Below are 14,320 nucleotides of genomic sequence, written 5' to 3'. Positions count from 1 at the left end.
GGCGTTTCCTGGAACGGAACGCGTCCCGTGGATTCAGAGACCATTCGAGGCGGCCCGGCCGTTCCTGCTCCCGGGACAAACCGAGAGCCCGGAGCAAGGCCCCAGCGGGATGAAGGCCCCCGCCCGCGGGTGGCGCCGTTCCCCCGCGGCGGTTATCATGCACCTCCCCAGCCCCGCCGTGCGGGCCGCCTTTCCGAGTGGAGGGCCTGGCCCCGGCGGGCCGGCGCGTGGTTCCCGGTTCCCCCGGCGGAGGGCCGGGGCTGGCGCGCCGCCGCCCGAGAGAGGAACAGGACGCCGCCATGGCCGGCCATTCGCATGCCAAGAACATCGCGCACCGCAAGGCGGCGCAGAGCGCCAAGCGGGCCCAGGCCTGGGGCAAGCTGATCCGCGAGGTGACCGTTTCGGCCAAGTCCGGCCTGCCGGACCCGGCGCACAACCCCCGCCTGCGCGCGGCGGTGAAGGCGGCGCTGACCGCCAACATGCCGCGCGACACGGTGGAGCGCGCCATCAAGCGCGTGGCCCAGGGCACCGATACCGAGAATTACGACGAGGTGCGCTACGAGGGTTACGGCCCGAATGGCGTCGCCATCATCGTCGAGGCGCTGACCGACAACCGCAACCGCACCGCCTCCGACCTGCGCTCGATGTTCTCGAAGAACGGCGGGGCGCTGGGCGAGAGCAATTCGGTCGCTTTCCAGTTCGAGCGGGAGGGCGTGGTGCGCTACCCGCCGGCGGCGGGCGATGCCGACACCGTGCTGGAGGCCGCGATCGAGGCCGGGGCGCAGGACGTGGAGAGCGACGAGGACGGCCACGCCATCCGCACCGCGATCGAGGACCTGTTCGCCGTGCGCGACGCGCTGGAAGCGAAGCTGGGCCCGGCCGAGAGCGCGAAGCTGGAATGGCGCCCCAACGCCACCGTGCCGCTGGACGAGGAGGCCGCGCGCGGCGTGCTGAAGCTGGTCGATGCGCTGGACGACCATGACGACGTGCAGTCGGTCTATGCGAATTTCGACGTGCCGGACGACGTGCTCGACCGGTTGACGGCTTGAGCGGCTCCGTCCGCATCCTCGGGCTCGATCCCGGCCTCCAGCACACGGGCTGGGGGCTGGTGGAGAGCAGCGGGTCGCGGCTGCGGCACCTGGGCGACGGGGTGGTGAGCACGAAGGCGGACCTGCCGCTGGCGGACCGCCTCTGCATCATCCATCGCGCGCTGACCGCGCTGATCGAGCTTCACCGCCCGGACGAGGCGGCGGTGGAGCACACCTATGTCAACAAAAACCCGGGCGCCGCGCTGAAGCTGGGCCAGGCGCGCGGCGTGGTGCTGCTGGCGCCGGCGATGCTGGGCGTGGTGGTGGCCGAATACCAGGCGATGGAGATCAAGCGCGCCGTGGTCGGCACCGGCCATGCGGACAAGATCCAGGTGCAGGACATGGTGCGCCGTCTGCTGCCGGGGGCCGCGATCAAGCGCGCGGATGCGGCGGATGCGCTGGCCATCGCCATCTGCCACGCCAACCACCGCTCCACCCGCAACGCGCTCGCCCGTGGCTACCAGACCGGGGGCTACCAGACCGCATGATCGGAAAGCTGACGGGCCGCCTGGATTCCGTGCATGAGGGCGGCTGCATCCTGGACGTGAACGGGGTGGGCTATCTCGTCGCCGCCTCCTCCCGCGCCGTCTCCGCCCTGCCGCAGGACGCGAAGGGCACGCTGTGGATCGAGACGGTGGTGCGCGAGGACGCCATCACCCTCTATGGCTTCGCCGATGCGGCGGAGCGGGACTGGTTCCGGCTGCTCACGGGCATCCAGGGCGTGGGGCCGAAGGTGGCGCTCGGCCTGCTCTCCGCCCTTTCGCCGCGGGACCTCGCGGCGGCGATCCTGGCGGGGGACCGCGGCAGCCTGACCCGCGCGCCCGGCGTCGGGCCCAAGCTCGCCGTGCGGCTGCTGTCCGAGCTGCGGGAGAAGGTGGGCGGCATGCCGACCGGCGATGCCGCCTTCGTCGTGCCGGCGGCGCTGGTGCCGGAGCGCGGTGTGGCGGCGGATGCCGTCTCGGCCCTGCTCAACCTTGGCTGGCGCCGGCCGGAGGCGGCTTCGGTGGTGGCGCGGGTTCAGGACCGTCTGGGGGAGGGGGCGGACCTCAACACCCTCATCCGCGAGAGCCTCAAGGAGATGGCGCCGCGATAGGCGCCGCCGCGGCGCGCTCCGCCGTCCTGCTCTCGGCCGGGGTCCAGCGCGCGCGGACCAGCAGGGAGAGCACGCCGAGGGCGATGCTCGCGACCACGGCGAAGACGGGCAGGAGCAGGACATAGAGGGCGGTGCTGGTGAGGGAGGGGAGCATGCGGGCCTCGGGTGCTGTGCGGCCGGCGCGCGGAACTTCTTTCCGTCTCCCCTGCGCCTGGCGCCGGGGCGGCGCGGATATCCTGGCCCGGCGCCGATGAATCGAAAGTTGACCGGCCGGGCAGGGGCGGCGACAGGGGGCGGCGATCACGCTATGTTCCGCCCATGAACACGGATCGCATCACCGCCGGCACCCGGCAGGAGGAGGACGCGGCGGAGGCCACGCTGCGCCCGCAGACCCTGGCCGACTTCACCGGGCAGCCGGCCCTGCGGGAGAACCTGTCGGTCTTCGTCCAGGCGGCGCGGGCGCGCGGGGATGCGCTGGACCATGTCCTGCTCTTCGGCCCGCCGGGCCTGGGCAAGACGACCCTCGCGCAGATCGTGGCGAGGGAGCTGGGGGTGGGCTTCCGCGCCACCTCCGGCCCGGTGCTGCAGCGCGCGGGCGATCTCGCGGCCATCCTCACCAACCTGCAGCCGCGCGACGTGCTGTTCGTCGATGAGATCCACCGCCTCCAGCCCGCGATTGAGGAAACCCTCTATCCCGCGATGGAGGACTTCCAGCTCGACCTCATCATCGGGGAGGGGCCGGCGGCGCGGACGGTGCGGATCGACCTGCCGCCCTTCACCCTGGTGGGCGCCACCACCCGCGCGGGCCTGCTCGCCACGCCGCTGCGGGACCGCTTCGGCATCCCGCTGCGCCTGCAATTCTATTCGCCGGAGGAGCTGGAGCGGATCGTGGCGCGCGGGGCGCAGAAGCTGGGCTTCGTGCTCACCCCCGATGGCGCGCGGGAGATCGCGACGCGGAGCCGGGGCACGCCGCGCATCGCCGGCCGCCTGCTGCGCCGCGTGAGGGACTTCGCCGCGGTGGCGGGGCGGGATGCCGACCGCAAGCTGGCCGATGCCGCGCTGGAGCGGCTGGAGGTGGACCGCCTCGGGCTGGACGCCATGGACCGGCGCTACCTGCGCCGCCTGGCCGACCATCACGGCGGCGGGCCGGTGGGGGTGGAAACCCTCGCCGCGGCGCTGGCCGAGAGCCGCGACACGCTGGAGGAGGTGATCGAGCCCTTCCTCATCCAGGAAGGGCTGATCCTGCGCACCCAGCGCGGGCGCGTGCTGGGCCTGCCCGGCTGGAAGCACCTGGGCATGACCCCGCCGCGCCACGCCCTGGCTTCCCAGGGCGATCTGCTGGACGAACCGGGGCTGTAGCGCCGCCTTGCCCCGGCGGCAGGGCGGGGTCTATTGCGAACGCCTCGCAGGTTTTCGGGATGGTGAAGATGCGGCGCGCTTCCTTGCTCCTGCACCGGCGCAGCGCCCTGGCTTCCTTCGCCGGGTTGGCGGCCGGGCTGGGCGCGGGCCGATCGGCCGCGCAGCCCCGGGGCTGGTCCCGGCAGGTGACCGACCTGCTGGGCCGGCAGGTGACCATCCCGGCCCAGCCCCGGGCGGTGCTGCTCGGGGAGGGGTTCCAGCTCCTGAACCTCGCCCTGGTGCACCCCGACCCCGCCTCCATCCTGATCGGCATGGGCGGCGAGCTGAAGCGGGTGGCGCCCATCCTCGACGCCGACTACCGCCGCGCCTTCCCCGCCCTCAGCCGCGTGCCGGAGCTGACGGCGGCGGTCGGGCAGGGCTTCTCGGCCGAGCGTGCCCTCGCCCTGCGGCCGGACCTCGTCATCCTCAGCGCCTGGCAGGCGAATTCGGAGGAGATGCGCCGCGTCGTCGCGCTGCTGGAGGGCAGCGGCGTGCCCGTCATCTACATCGACATCTTCCAGCAGCCCGGCCGCAACACCGTGCCGACCGTCCGGCTGCTCGGTGCCGCGCTGGGGCAGGAGGAGCGGGCGGAGGCCTATGCGCGCTTCTACGAGGAGCGGCGTGACCGCATCCTCCGCCGGGTGGCGGAAAGCGGCCGGCCCGGCCCGCGCGTGCTGTTCTCCGCCTTCGCCGGGCGCTGGCCCTGCTGCTGGTCGCCGGGCACGGGGGGCGGGGGCGGGGAGTTCCTGGCCATGCTGGGCGCGCGCAACGTCGCGGAGGGGCTGATCAACAACCCCCGCGGCGGAACCCTGGCGGCCGAGCAGGTGCTGCTCTCGGGGGCGGAGGTCTTCGTCGGAACCGGCATCTACCTGCCCGGCGAGGGGACGGGCATCCAGGTCGGCCCTGGCGCCCCGGCCGATGCGGCGCGGGCGAGCCTGGAGGCGGTGCTGCGCGCCGCCGAATTCGCCACCCTCCCGGCGGTGGGCGCCCGGCGGGCGCATGGTCTCTGGAACGCCTTCAACGGGGCCGCCATCAACATCGTCCAGCTCGAGGCGCTGGCGCGGTGGATCCGGCCCGAATTGTTCGGCGAGCTGGATCCCGCCGCTACGCTGGCGGAGATCAATGCCCGCTTCGCCGCCGTGCCCTATGAGGGCGCCTACTGGACGAGCCTCGGCTGACGCGAAGGCGGCCCGGTCGGCTCGTTGCCATGCCGAAGACGTTCGGCAGCTCCCCGCATCGGCCCGGACTCGCCCCCTGGCGGGGCGGGGGGATCGGCGCTAGGCCCGCTCCATGCCGGTCCACCGCTATCCCATCCGCGTCTATTTCGAGGACACCGATGCGGGCGGGGTGGCCTATCACGCCAACTATCTGCGCTGGGCCGAGAGGGCTCGGACGGAATCCTTGCGCGACATAGGCTTGCCCCATCATCTTTTGATGGAACGTCACGGTTCGTTGCTTGTGGTGCGCCGCATCGAAGTGGCGTATCTGCGGCCCGCCCGGCTGGATGACCTCGTGTTCATCGAAACACGGGTGCTGAAAGCGGGGGCAGCCTCGCTGGATGTGGGGCAGGACGTGGTGGCCGAGGACGGGGGCATGCTGGCGCGGCTGAAGGTCGGGCTGGTCTGCGTCTCGCAGCAGAGCCTGCGGCCGGTGCCGCTGCCGGAGCCCTGGCGCTCCGCGCTGCGGCCCGCTCCGGCTGCGGGGATGGAGGCCGGGGGCTGAACGCTTCGTGGCGGCAGGGTGGCAGGGCTGCCCCATTGCCGACCGCGCGGCGGGCCAGCCTCGGCCACGGGATTCGCCCGTAAGGGCACGGCACCCGGGCATGGGTGCGGGGGTGCGCCCGCCGGGGCGCTTGGCATGGGGGCGCCCGGGCTTGGATGCCGGGGAGCAATAGAGGAGGAGACCGCCCATGGGTGGTACGGGTGGTGTGACGACGCAGAACCTGGCCGCGGCCGGGCACGACCTTTCGCTCTGGGGGCTCTTCCTCCAGGCGGACTGGGTGGTGAAGCTCGTCATGATCGGGCTGCTGCTCGCCAGCATCTGGGTCTGGGCGATCGTCTTCGAGAAGTGGAACACCATGCGCCGCGTGAACCGCGCGGCGGATGCCTTCGAGGACAAGTTCTGGTCCGGCGGCAGCCTGGAGGACCTCTACCGCTCCGAGGGCGAGCGCCCCACCCACCCCATGGCCGCCGTCTTCGGCGCGGGCATGCGGGAATGGCAGCGCGCCGCCGATCTCGGCATGACCGGGGCGCTGGCGCTGACCGGCATGAAGGACCGCGCGGAGCGGGCCATGAACGTGGCCATAGGGCGTGAGCTGGACGGGCTGGAGAAGTGGATGACCTTCCTGGCCTCGGTCGGCTCGGTCGGCCCCTTCATCGGCCTGTTCGGCACGGTCTGGGGCATCATGAACTCCTTCTCGGCCATCGCGGGAATGAACAACACCAACCTCGCCGTGGTGGCGCCGGGCATCGCTGAGGCGCTCTTCGCCACCGCCATCGGCCTCGTGGCTGCCATTCCGGCCGTGCTCGCCTACAACAAGATCAACACCGACCTCGCGCGCTTCACCGGGCGGCTGGAGGGCTTCGCGGCCGAGTTCGGCGCGATCCTCTCCCGCCAGGCGGACGAGGCGCCGGTGCCGCAGCCGCGCCAGCCGGCCCAGGTCTGAGCCCGTGGCCGCTTCCCTTCAGCCGGGCGGCCGGGGTGCCGGGCGCCGCCGCCGGCCAATGGCCGAGATCAACGTCACCCCGCTGGTGGACGTGATGCTCGTGCTGCTCATCATCTTCATGGTGGCGGCGCCGCTGATGACGGTGGGCGTGCCCGTGGACCTGCCCAAGACCCAGGCCGCCGCGCTGAACCAGGAGCAGGAGCCGCTGACCATCACGGTGAACCCGGAGGGCCGCATCTTCCTCCAGGAGACCGAGGTGCAGGCGGAGAACCTCGTGCCGCAGCTCCAGGCCATCATGCAGAACCAGCCGCAGGGCCAGCCGGAGCGCCGCATCTTCGTGCGCGGAGACCGCAGCATCGCCTATGGCCGGATCATGGAGGTGATGGGCATCGTCTCCTCCGCCGGCTTCTCGCGCGTCGCGCTGCTCGCCGAGCAGCCGGCCGGCCAGCCCGCCCGTGGCGCCCAGCCCGCCGGCGCTGCGGCTGGGGGTGCTGCCCGCCCCGCGCCCCAGCCCGCCCGCCCGGCCACGCCCCAGCGGTAGACGAGATGGCGGCGCTCGCAGGCACCAACGGGACGACGGAGGACCGGCTCCGTCCCTGGCTCATCGCCTCCCTGGCGCTGCACGCGCTGGTGGGGCTGATGATGCTCATCGATATGCCGGGGCGCGACATCCCGGAGCCGATGGAGACGGCGGTTCCGGTGGAGATCGTCACGCCCGAGGCGCCGCAGCTCGCCCAGGCGCCGGAGCCGCTGCCGCTGCCCGCGCCCCCGGCGCCGGATGCACCGCCCGTGCCCAGCCCGAACCCGGCCCCGCCTGAGCCGCCGCGCAACGAGCCGCCGACCCCGCTGCCGCCCCCGCCGCCGCCGAACCCGGCCGCGGCCCCGATGCCGGCGCCGCCCACCCCCACGCCGCCGGTGGCAACCCCGCCGCTGCCCACGCCGCCCATGCCGACCCCGGCGCCGCCCGCCCCGGCGCCGCCGCGCCCCGCGCCCACCCCGCCGCAGCAGCAGGCCCAGGCTCCGCAGCCGCCCGCGCCCCCTGCGCCGCCGCTGCCCCTGCCGCCGCCGCCCGCGCCCCCGGCGCCGGAAGGGATCGCGCCGCCGGCGCCCGCCACCCCCGCGCCGCCCGCCGCGCGCCCGGCCCCGACGCCGCCCGCGCCCCCCACGCCGCCGCGCCCGACCCCCACGCCGCCACAGCAGCAGGCCGCCGCCTCTCCGCCGGCCCCGCCCGCGCCCGCGCGGCCGAATCCGGTGCCGAACCAGCCCCCCGTGCCGCCGGCGCGGGAGAGCAACAGCCGCCCCGGCACGGGGCAGACCCCGCCGGTGCAGAACCCGGCCGAGCGCAGCAATTCGGTGCAGAACACGCTAGAGAGGCTGCGCGCCGCCCAGGCGCAGAACCAGGCGCCGACCTCCCGGGTGAACCCGGCCGCCGGCAGCCCCTCCCGCGGCGGCGGGGCGCCGACCGGCACGGCGGCGCTGACCTCGGGCGAGATCCGTGGCGTCGCGGACAAGATCAGCGAGTGCTGGTCGGTGGATGCCGGGGCGCCGGGGCTGGAGAGCATCGTGGTCGAGCTGCGGGTGGAGGCGGATGCCAATGGCGTGGTGCGCGTGGTGCGCCCGGCCGGCAGCATCCCCTCCGAGCCGCGCGCGCGGGCGGTGTTCGAGGCGGCCCGGCGCGCGCTGATGGACCCGAAATGCTCCCCGCTGCCCTTCCCTCGTGACAAGCTGGCCGCGATCAACAACGCGACGTTCCGTTTCAATCCGCGTGGATTGGCGCGTTGATGGCGGGCGCCATGGCGATCAACTTACGCGGGATCGGCCCCATTTGCGGCCGGGGCGGGTTGCGCGCGCGCCCCGCTTCGGCTCTTTCCCCGTCCCGCAACACCGAGGTTCTGCATCCATGATGACGACCGACCGGCGTGGCCTGATCCTGGGTGGCGCCGCGCTGCTCACCGTGCCGGCGACCGCGCGTGCCCAGGGTACCACCCAGGGCACCACCCAAGGTGCCGTGATCGACATCACCCGCGCGCGCACCGACCCGATCCCGATCGCGGTGCCGGCACTGGCCGGCGGCGGGCGCGGGGCCGACATCTCGCGCGTGATCCAGGCCAATCTCCGCAATTCCGGCCTGTTCCGCCCCGTGGACAACGCCGCCTTCATCCAGAGCGCCGAGGCCGCGGCCGCGACGCCGCGCTTCCAGGACTGGCGCGTGATCGGCGCCAATGCGCTGGTGACCGGCCGCGTGGAAGACCAGGGCGGGCGCCTGCGGGTGGAGTTCCGCCTGTGGGACGTGCTGCCGGAGCAGCAGATCCAGGGCACCGCCTTCACCGCCCCCGCCGCCCAGTGGCGCCGAATCGCGCACCTAATCTCCGACGTGATCTATGAGCGGCTGCTGGGCGAGAAGGGCTATTTCGACACGCGCATCGTCTATGTGGCCGAGAGCGGCCCGCGGGACCGCCGCACCCGCCGCCTGGCCATCATGGACCAGGATGGCGAGAACAACCGCTTCCTGACGGATGGTTCCTTCCAGGTGCTGTCGCCGCGCTTCCATCCGAACGCGCAGCAGATCGTGTTCATGTCCTACTTCCAGAACCAGCCGCGCGTGTACCTGTTCGACCTGAACAGCGGCCGTTCGGAGGTGCTGGGCCAGTTCCCGGGCATGACCCTTTCGCCGCGCTTCTCGCCGGACGGGCGCACGGTGGTACTCTCCTTCGCCCAGGGCGGGGATGCGAATATCTTCGCGGTCGATGTCGGCTCGCGCAGCCAGCGCCAGCTCACCTCGGGCGGCGGGCTGGACGTCTCGCCCTGCTACAGCCCGGATGGCTCGCAGATCGTCTTCAACTCCGACCGCGGCGGCGACCAGCAGCTCTATGTCATGGGCGCGGGCGGCGGCGGGGCGCGGCGCATCTCCTTCGGGCGCGGGCGCTACGCCACCCCGGTCTGGTCGCCGCGCGGGGACCTGATCGCCTTCACCCGCATCTCGGGCGGGCAGTTCGGCATCGGCGTGATGCGGCCGGACGGCTCGGGCGAGCGGATCCTGACCGAGGGCTGGGGCATGGAGGCGCCGACCTTCGCGCCGAACGGCCGTGTGCTGGCCTTCTATCGGGAGACCCGGGCGAGCGGCTCGCGCGGGCAAGGCTACTCCGCCCGCCTCGCCCAGATCGACATTGCCGGATTCAACGAAAGGCAGATCGTGACCCCGACGGATGCAACCGATCCGTCCTGGTCGCCGCTTCTCGCCTGAAACGCCATCCCTGAAACCTGAACGAAGGAGTATCAAAGTGAACGTGAAGATCCTCGGCGCGCTCGGCGCCCTCGCCCTGCTGGCGGCCTGCTCGTCGGATGAAGCCACCAACGCGGCGGCGACCGGCGCGGGCGGCTCGGGCGGCCTGGCCGGCGCCGGCATGGGCGCGGCGCGTCCCGGCAGCCAGGAGGACCTGGTGGCCAATGTCGGCGACCGCGTCTTCTTCGACACCGACAGCAGCCAGGTCCGCGGCGATGGCCGTGCGACGCTGGAGCGGCAGGCCGCCTGGCTCGCCCGCTACCCGCAGGTGACGGTGTACATGGAGGGCCATGCCGACGAGCGCGGCACCCGCGAGTACAACCTGGCCCTCGGCCAGCGCCGCGCCAACTCCGCGCGCGACCTGCTGGTCGCCAGCGGCGTCTCCGGCCAGCGCATCCAGACCATCTCCTACGGCAAGGACCGCCCGGCGGCCCTCGGCTCGGACGAGGCGTCCTGGGCGCAGAACCGCCGTGCGGTGACCACGGTCCGCTGATCGGCTTCGGCGGATGAAACGGCCCGGCATGGCCTCGGCCATGCCGGGTTTTGCCGCCCTCCGGGCGGCACGGCATGATCGGCGCGGCATGGGCGCGCCGTCCAACTGGGGGTGAGAATGCTGCGAACCGGGTCTCGAACCACGCTGCGCCTGGGAGCCCTGCTGCTGGCGGGGGCCGCCATGGCCGCGCTGGCGCCGTCGGGCGCCGCGCTCGCGCAGGCTGAGAGCCGCGAGGGCATCTATCTCCAGAACCAGATCCTCCAGCTCCGCCAGGAGCTGGAGATGGTGCGCCGGAGCGGCGGCGCGGCGGTCGCTCCGCAGATGGCGCCGCCGGGCCGTGGCGGCGCGCCGGCCGCGGGCGGCGAGATCGTCGCCCAGTTGCTGGAGCGCGTGGGCCTGCTGGAGGAGGAGGTGCGCCGCCAGCGCGGCCGGGCCGAGCAGGCGGAATACGCGAACCGCACGCTGCAGCAGCAGGTGGAGAAGCTGCAGGGCGACATGGAATACCGCTTCAATGCGCTGGAGAGCCGGGGCGCCGCCCCGGCCGGGACGACACCTCCGACGGGGCGACCCGCGGGCGGGCAGCAGCAGGGCGCGCTGACCCCCCCGGGTAACCAGCCCAACACTCCGGCCGCCCCGCCGGGCCAGCCCTCGGCGCCGCCGCCGCGCACGCCGGAAGTGGCGCTGCGCGAGGGCCAGGCCGCCCTGGGGCGCCGTGACTATGCGGCGGCCGAGGCCGCGGCGCGCGAGGTCCTGGCGGCGCGCAACACCCCGCGCGGGCAGGATGCCGGCATCCTCCTGGGCGATTCCCTCATGGGGAAGCGCGACTTCCAGAGCGCCGCGCTGGCCTATGACGACGCCTTCCGGAAGTCGCAGGGCTCCAGCCGCGCGCCGGAGGCGATGATCGGGCTGGCCAACGCCTTCAACGGCTTCAACGCGAAGCGGGAAGCCTGCCAGACGCTGGATGACCTGCGCGCGAAGTTCCCGCGCCTCGCCGGCAATCTCTCCGACCGGGCAAACCAGGCGCGGCAGCGCGCGGGCTGCCGCTGACGCCGCTGCCCCACGGGGCGGGGCTGGCGGCGGAATTCGCGGCCGCCATGGCCGGGCTGGGGCCCTTCGGCCCGGCCCCGTCGCTGGCCATCGGTGTTTCGGGCGGGCCACATAGCCTCGCCCTGTCCCTCCTTGCCGCGGAATGGACCGCCGCCCGGGGTGGGCGCGTACTCGCCCTGGTGGCCGATCACGGGCTGCGGGCGGGCAGCGACGCCGAGGCACAGGGCGTCATCGCCCGGCTTGGCGCCCTCGGAATCCCGGCGCGGCTTCTGTCGCTCGGCCTGCTGGCCGGGCCGGCATTGCATGAGCGGGCGCGGGAGGCGCGGCTTTCCGCCCTGGCCCAGGCAGCCGAGGCGGAGGGGACGCCCTGGCTTCTCCTCGGTCACCACAGGGCAGACCAGGCCGAGACCCTGGCCTTCCGGGCCCTGAGGGGCTCGGGCGAGGCGGGGCTGGCCGGCATGGCGCCGGCGCGCCCGGCGGGCGGGGTGCTCATCCTGCGCCCGCTGCTGCGCGCGCTGCCAGGCGCCATCGAGGCCTTCCTGGCCGCCCGCGGGCTGGAGCCGTTGCGCGATCCCTCGAACGACGATCCGCGCTTTGCCCGGGCGCGCCTGCGCCGGGCGCTTGGGGACCCGGACGGGCCGGGCCAGGCCGCACTGGCGGAGGCGGCCGAAGCCTTCGCCCTGCGGCGGAAGCGCCTGCGCGGCGCCGTCGCCGCGCGCCTGGCCGAGGCGGCGCGCTTCGAGCCGGAGGGCTGGGCGCGGCTGGACCGCAGGGCCCTGGGGCAGGACGGGGTGGCGGAGGCGGCGCTTTCCGCCCTGCTGCGGACGCTGGGTGGCGCCGTTCACCCGCCCGGCCGCGCCGCCGTGGCGGCGCTGCTGGCCCGGGGCGCGGGCAGCCTCGGGGGCGTCCTCTGGCGCGGCGGCCTCATCGGGCGGGAGCCCGCGCGCTGCGCCGGCCCGCTTCCCGCGCGGCCAGGAACCCTCTGGGACGGGCGCTGGCGTGTGATCTCGGCGCCGGATGGCGCCTGGGTCGGCGCCTGGGGGGGGCAGGAGGGGGAACGGGGGGGCGGGCGGGGCACTCTCCCCGCCTTCGTCGCCGCCGGCCTTCCCGCCCTGCGGGACGGTTCGGGCCGTCTTCTCTCGCTCCCGGTGCGGGATGGCGGGGCAGTGCTGGAATTCCGGCCCGTTTCCGGGCCAATCGCGTGAAAGCCATGGTGTCCGGTGGTTCCCTGTTAGCCACCGGCTCCCTATCTTGTTCTCTGAGCCGGTAGGGCCGGCCAAGGATCGGGACCGTCAAGTGAACAATTTCGGCCGCAACCTCGCGCTCTGGGTGATCGTCGCCCTGCTGCTCGTGGCGCTGTTCAACCTGTTCCAGCCCTCGGGTGGCCAGTCGAGCCGGGGCATGCAGGTCGCCTATTCGGACTTCCTGAACGAGGTCCAGCAGGGGCATGTGCGGGACGCGACCATCCAGGGGCGGATCGTCTCCGGCTCCCTGCAGGATGGCCGGACCTTCAGCACCTACACCCCCGAGGACCCGCAGCTCATCCAGCGGCTGACGGAAAAGGGCGTGCGCGTGGTGGCCCGCCCGGAGGAGAGCGATGTCAACCCGCTCTTCCAGATCCTCATCTCCTGGTTCCCGATGCTGCTGCTGATCGGCGTCTGGGTCTTCTTCATGCGCCAGATGCAGGGCGGCGGCGGTCGCGCCATGGGCTTTGGCAAGTCCAAGGCGAAGCTGCTGACGGAGAAGCAGGGCCGCGTGACCTTCGAGGACGTGGCCGGCATCGAGGAGGCCAAGGGCGAGCTCGAGGAGATCGTCGAGTTCCTGCGCGACCCGCAGAAGTACCAGCGCCTCGGCGGCAAGATCCCCAAGGGCGTGCTGCTCGTCGGCCCCCCGGGCACCGGCAAGACGCTTCTCGCGCGCTCCGTCGCGGGCGAGGCGAACGTGCCCTTCTTCACCATCTCCGGCTCCGACTTCGTGGAGATGTTCGTCGGCGTCGGCGCCAGCCGCGTGCGCGACATGTTCGAGCAGGGCAAGAAGAACGCCCCCTGCATCATCTTCATCGACGAGATCGACGCGGTGGGCCGCCACCGTGGCGCAGGCCTCGGCGGCGGCAATGACGAGCGCGAGCAGACGCTGAATCAGATGCTCGTGGAGATGGACGGCTTCGAATCGAATGAGGGCGTGATCCTCATCGCGGCCACGAACCGGCCGGACGTGCTCGACCCCGCCCTGCTGCGCCCCGGCCGCTTCGACCGGCAGGTCGTGGTGCCCAACCCCGACGTGAACGGGCGGGAGAAGATCCTGCGCGTTCATATGCGGAAGGTCCCGCTGGCCTCCGACGTGGAGCCGAAGGTCATCGCGCGCGGCACCCCGGGCTTCTCGGGCGCCGACCTCGCCAACCTCGTCAACGAGGCCGCGCTGCTGGCCGCCCGCACCGGGCGCCGCACCGTGGGCATGCATGAGTTCGAGCAGGCGAAGGACAAGGTGCTGATGGGCGCCGAGCGCCGCTCCCTCGTGATGAGCGAGGCCGAGAAGCGCATGACAGCCTATCACGAGGCCGGCCATGCCCTGATGGCCATGAGCGAGGAGGAGTGCGACCCCGTCCACAAGGCGACCATCATCCCGCGCGGCCGCGCGCTGGGCCTGGTGATGTCCCTGCCGGAGGGCGACCGCTACTCCAAGCACAAGTCCAAGATGAAGGCCGAGCTGGCGATGGCCATGGGCGGCCGCGTCGCCGAGGAGATCATCTTCGGCCCGGACAAGGTGTCCAACGGCGCCTCGGGCGACATCAAGATGGCGACCGACCTGGCGCGGCGGATGGTCACGGAATGGGGCATGTCCGAGAAGATCGGCATGGTGGCCTATGGCTCGAACGACCAGGAGGTGTTCCTGGGGCATTCGGTGACGCAGTCCAAGAACCTCTCCGAGGCGACCGCCCAGGCGATCGACGGCGAGATCCGCTCGATCATCGATGCGGCCTACCAGCGGGCGAAGAAGACCCTGACGGAGCGGATCGAGGACCTGCACGCCCTGGCCAAGGGGCTGCTGGAGTACGAGACCCTCTCGGGCGACGAAATCCGGCAGGTGCTGCGGGGCGACCCGATCGTGCGGGACCGGCCGGACGAGCCGGTGAACCAGGGCCGCGGCAGCGTGCCGACCTCCGGCCGGCCCAATCCCCGCCCGGATACGGGCGGGATGCAGCCGGCGCCTTCCGGGGCCTGATCCGCTGTCCTGATTATGAAGCCCCGCCCCC

Annotated in this window: 15 protein-coding genes; 14 read left to right on the top strand and 1 reads right to left on the bottom strand. The window is 73.2% G+C overall.

Translation table 11 applies throughout. The features are described from left to right. Window positions 1–299: 299 nt before the first annotated feature. The 3 genes from BUB97_RS13890 to ruvA are packed head-to-tail and all read left to right on the top strand — an operon-like array spanning window position 300 to window position 2,181. Entirely contained in the window at window positions 300–1,049 is a 750-nt protein-coding gene (locus BUB97_RS13890; RefSeq protein ID WP_073135711.1) for a YebC/PmpR family DNA-binding transcriptional regulator, read from the top strand. Next, a complete protein-coding gene (ruvC, locus tag BUB97_RS13885; RefSeq protein ID WP_073135709.1) occupies window positions 1,046–1,576 on the top strand; it encodes a crossover junction endodeoxyribonuclease RuvC in 531 nt (176 codons plus the stop codon). The genes BUB97_RS13890 and ruvC overlap by 4 nt, the downstream gene beginning before the upstream one ends. Beyond that, window positions 1,573–2,181: a Holliday junction branch migration protein RuvA gene (gene ruvA, locus BUB97_RS13880; RefSeq protein ID WP_073135707.1), complete on the top strand. Its 609-nt coding sequence runs from the start codon at window positions 1,573–1,575 to the stop codon at window positions 2,179–2,181. The genes ruvC and ruvA overlap by 4 nt, the downstream gene beginning before the upstream one ends. Here ruvA and BUB97_RS26230 read toward each other — a convergent pair. Then, window positions 2,159–2,335, bottom strand: a complete 177-nt coding sequence (locus BUB97_RS26230; protein ID WP_175562633.1) for a hypothetical protein — start codon at window positions 2,333–2,335, stop codon at window positions 2,159–2,161. The two genes, ruvA and BUB97_RS26230, sit on opposite strands and share 23 nt — an antisense overlap. A gap of 164 nt (window positions 2,336–2,499) precedes the next feature. On the opposite strand from BUB97_RS26230, the gene ruvB reads away from it, so the two are divergent. The 11 genes from ruvB to ftsH all read left to right on the top strand — a co-directional run bounded on the left by ruvB (window position 2,500) and on the right by ftsH (window position 14,289). Next, window positions 2,500–3,540, top strand: coding sequence for a Holliday junction branch migration DNA helicase RuvB (ruvB, locus tag BUB97_RS13875; protein WP_073135705.1), 1,041 nt, complete (start codon window positions 2,500–2,502; stop codon window positions 3,538–3,540). 68 nt (window positions 3,541–3,608) lie between these two features. Next, window positions 3,609–4,757, top strand: coding sequence for an ABC transporter substrate-binding protein (locus BUB97_RS13870; protein WP_073135703.1), 1,149 nt, complete (start codon window positions 3,609–3,611; stop codon window positions 4,755–4,757). Between the two features lie 112 nt (window positions 4,758–4,869). Beyond that, complete coding sequence (locus BUB97_RS13865; RefSeq protein ID WP_073135701.1) at window positions 4,870–5,301, top strand: YbgC/FadM family acyl-CoA thioesterase; 432 nt, start codon at window positions 4,870–4,872, stop codon at window positions 5,299–5,301. Window positions 5,302–5,488: 187 nt separating this feature from the next. Beyond that, on the top strand, window positions 5,489–6,244 hold the full coding sequence (gene tolQ / locus BUB97_RS13860; protein ID WP_073135699.1) for a protein TolQ: 756 nt from the start codon (window positions 5,489–5,491) through the stop codon (window positions 6,242–6,244). Window positions 6,245–6,248: 4 nt separating this feature from the next. Beyond that, window positions 6,249–6,785 carry a protein TolR gene (gene tolR / locus BUB97_RS13855; protein ID WP_073135697.1) on the top strand — a complete coding sequence of 179 codons (537 nt, stop codon included), beginning with the start codon at window positions 6,249–6,251 and terminating at the stop codon, window positions 6,783–6,785. A 5-nt stretch (window positions 6,786–6,790) separates the two neighbouring features. After that, complete coding sequence (locus tag BUB97_RS26225; protein ID WP_073135695.1) at window positions 6,791–8,026, top strand: hypothetical protein; 1,236 nt, start codon at window positions 6,791–6,793, stop codon at window positions 8,024–8,026. A gap of 118 nt (window positions 8,027–8,144) precedes the next feature. Further along, window positions 8,145–9,488 (top strand): Tol-Pal system beta propeller repeat protein TolB, encoded by a 1,344-nt coding sequence (gene tolB, locus BUB97_RS13845; protein ID WP_073135693.1) that lies wholly within the window; start codon window positions 8,145–8,147, stop codon window positions 9,486–9,488. A 37-nt stretch (window positions 9,489–9,525) separates the two neighbouring features. Beyond that, complete coding sequence (gene pal, locus BUB97_RS13840) at window positions 9,526–10,020, top strand: peptidoglycan-associated lipoprotein Pal (RefSeq protein WP_073135691.1); 495 nt, start codon at window positions 9,526–9,528, stop codon at window positions 10,018–10,020. 117 nt (window positions 10,021–10,137) lie between these two features. Continuing rightward, window positions 10,138–11,067: a tol-pal system YbgF family protein gene (locus BUB97_RS13835; protein ID WP_073135689.1), complete on the top strand. Its 930-nt coding sequence runs from the start codon at window positions 10,138–10,140 to the stop codon at window positions 11,065–11,067. A 47-nt stretch (window positions 11,068–11,114) separates the two neighbouring features. Then, the gene (tilS, locus tag BUB97_RS13830) at window positions 11,115–12,272 is read left to right on the top strand and encodes a tRNA lysidine(34) synthetase TilS (RefSeq protein WP_073135687.1); all 1,158 of its coding nucleotides are present in this window, start codon (window positions 11,115–11,117) and stop codon (window positions 12,270–12,272) included. Window positions 12,273–12,363: 91 nt separating this feature from the next. Then, complete coding sequence (gene ftsH / locus BUB97_RS13825; RefSeq protein WP_073135685.1) at window positions 12,364–14,289, top strand: ATP-dependent zinc metalloprotease FtsH; 1,926 nt, start codon at window positions 12,364–12,366, stop codon at window positions 14,287–14,289. The last annotated feature ends 31 nt before the right edge of the window (window positions 14,290–14,320 follow it).

The sequence above is a fragment of the Muricoccus roseus genome, assembly GCF_900141905.1.
GTDB classification, from domain to species: domain Bacteria; phylum Pseudomonadota; class Alphaproteobacteria; order Acetobacterales; family Acetobacteraceae; genus Roseomonas; species Roseomonas rosea.
This window is presented reverse-complemented; position numbering and strand designations above follow the sequence as displayed.

What these genes read in the sequence shown, in the direction of transcription:
- BUB97_RS13890 (WP_073135711.1), top strand. Translation starts at nt 300, where the DNA reads ATGGCCGGCCATTCGCATGCCAAGAACATCGCGCACCGCAAGGCGGCG.
- ruvA (WP_073135707.1), top strand. Translation starts at nt 1,573, where the DNA reads ATGATCGGAAAGCTGACGGGCCGCCTGGATTCCGTGCATGAGGGCGGC.
- BUB97_RS26230 (WP_175562633.1), bottom strand. Translation starts at nt 2,335, where the DNA reads ATGCTCCCCTCCCTCACCAGCACCGCCCTCTATGTCCTGCTCCTGCCC.
- ruvB (WP_073135705.1), top strand. Translation starts at nt 2,500, where the DNA reads ATGAACACGGATCGCATCACCGCCGGCACCCGGCAGGAGGAGGACGCG.
- BUB97_RS13870 (WP_073135703.1), top strand. Translation starts at nt 3,609, where the DNA reads ATGCGGCGCGCTTCCTTGCTCCTGCACCGGCGCAGCGCCCTGGCTTCC.
- BUB97_RS13865 (WP_073135701.1), top strand. Translation starts at nt 4,870, where the DNA reads ATGCCGGTCCACCGCTATCCCATCCGCGTCTATTTCGAGGACACCGAT.
- tolQ (WP_073135699.1), top strand. Translation starts at nt 5,489, where the DNA reads ATGGGTGGTACGGGTGGTGTGACGACGCAGAACCTGGCCGCGGCCGGG.
- BUB97_RS26225 (WP_073135695.1), top strand. Translation starts at nt 6,791, where the DNA reads ATGGCGGCGCTCGCAGGCACCAACGGGACGACGGAGGACCGGCTCCGT.
- tolB (WP_073135693.1), top strand. Translation starts at nt 8,145, where the DNA reads ATGATGACGACCGACCGGCGTGGCCTGATCCTGGGTGGCGCCGCGCTG.
- BUB97_RS13835 (WP_073135689.1), top strand. Translation starts at nt 10,138, where the DNA reads ATGCTGCGAACCGGGTCTCGAACCACGCTGCGCCTGGGAGCCCTGCTG.
- tilS (WP_073135687.1), top strand. Translation starts at nt 11,115, where the DNA reads ATGGCCGGGCTGGGGCCCTTCGGCCCGGCCCCGTCGCTGGCCATCGGT.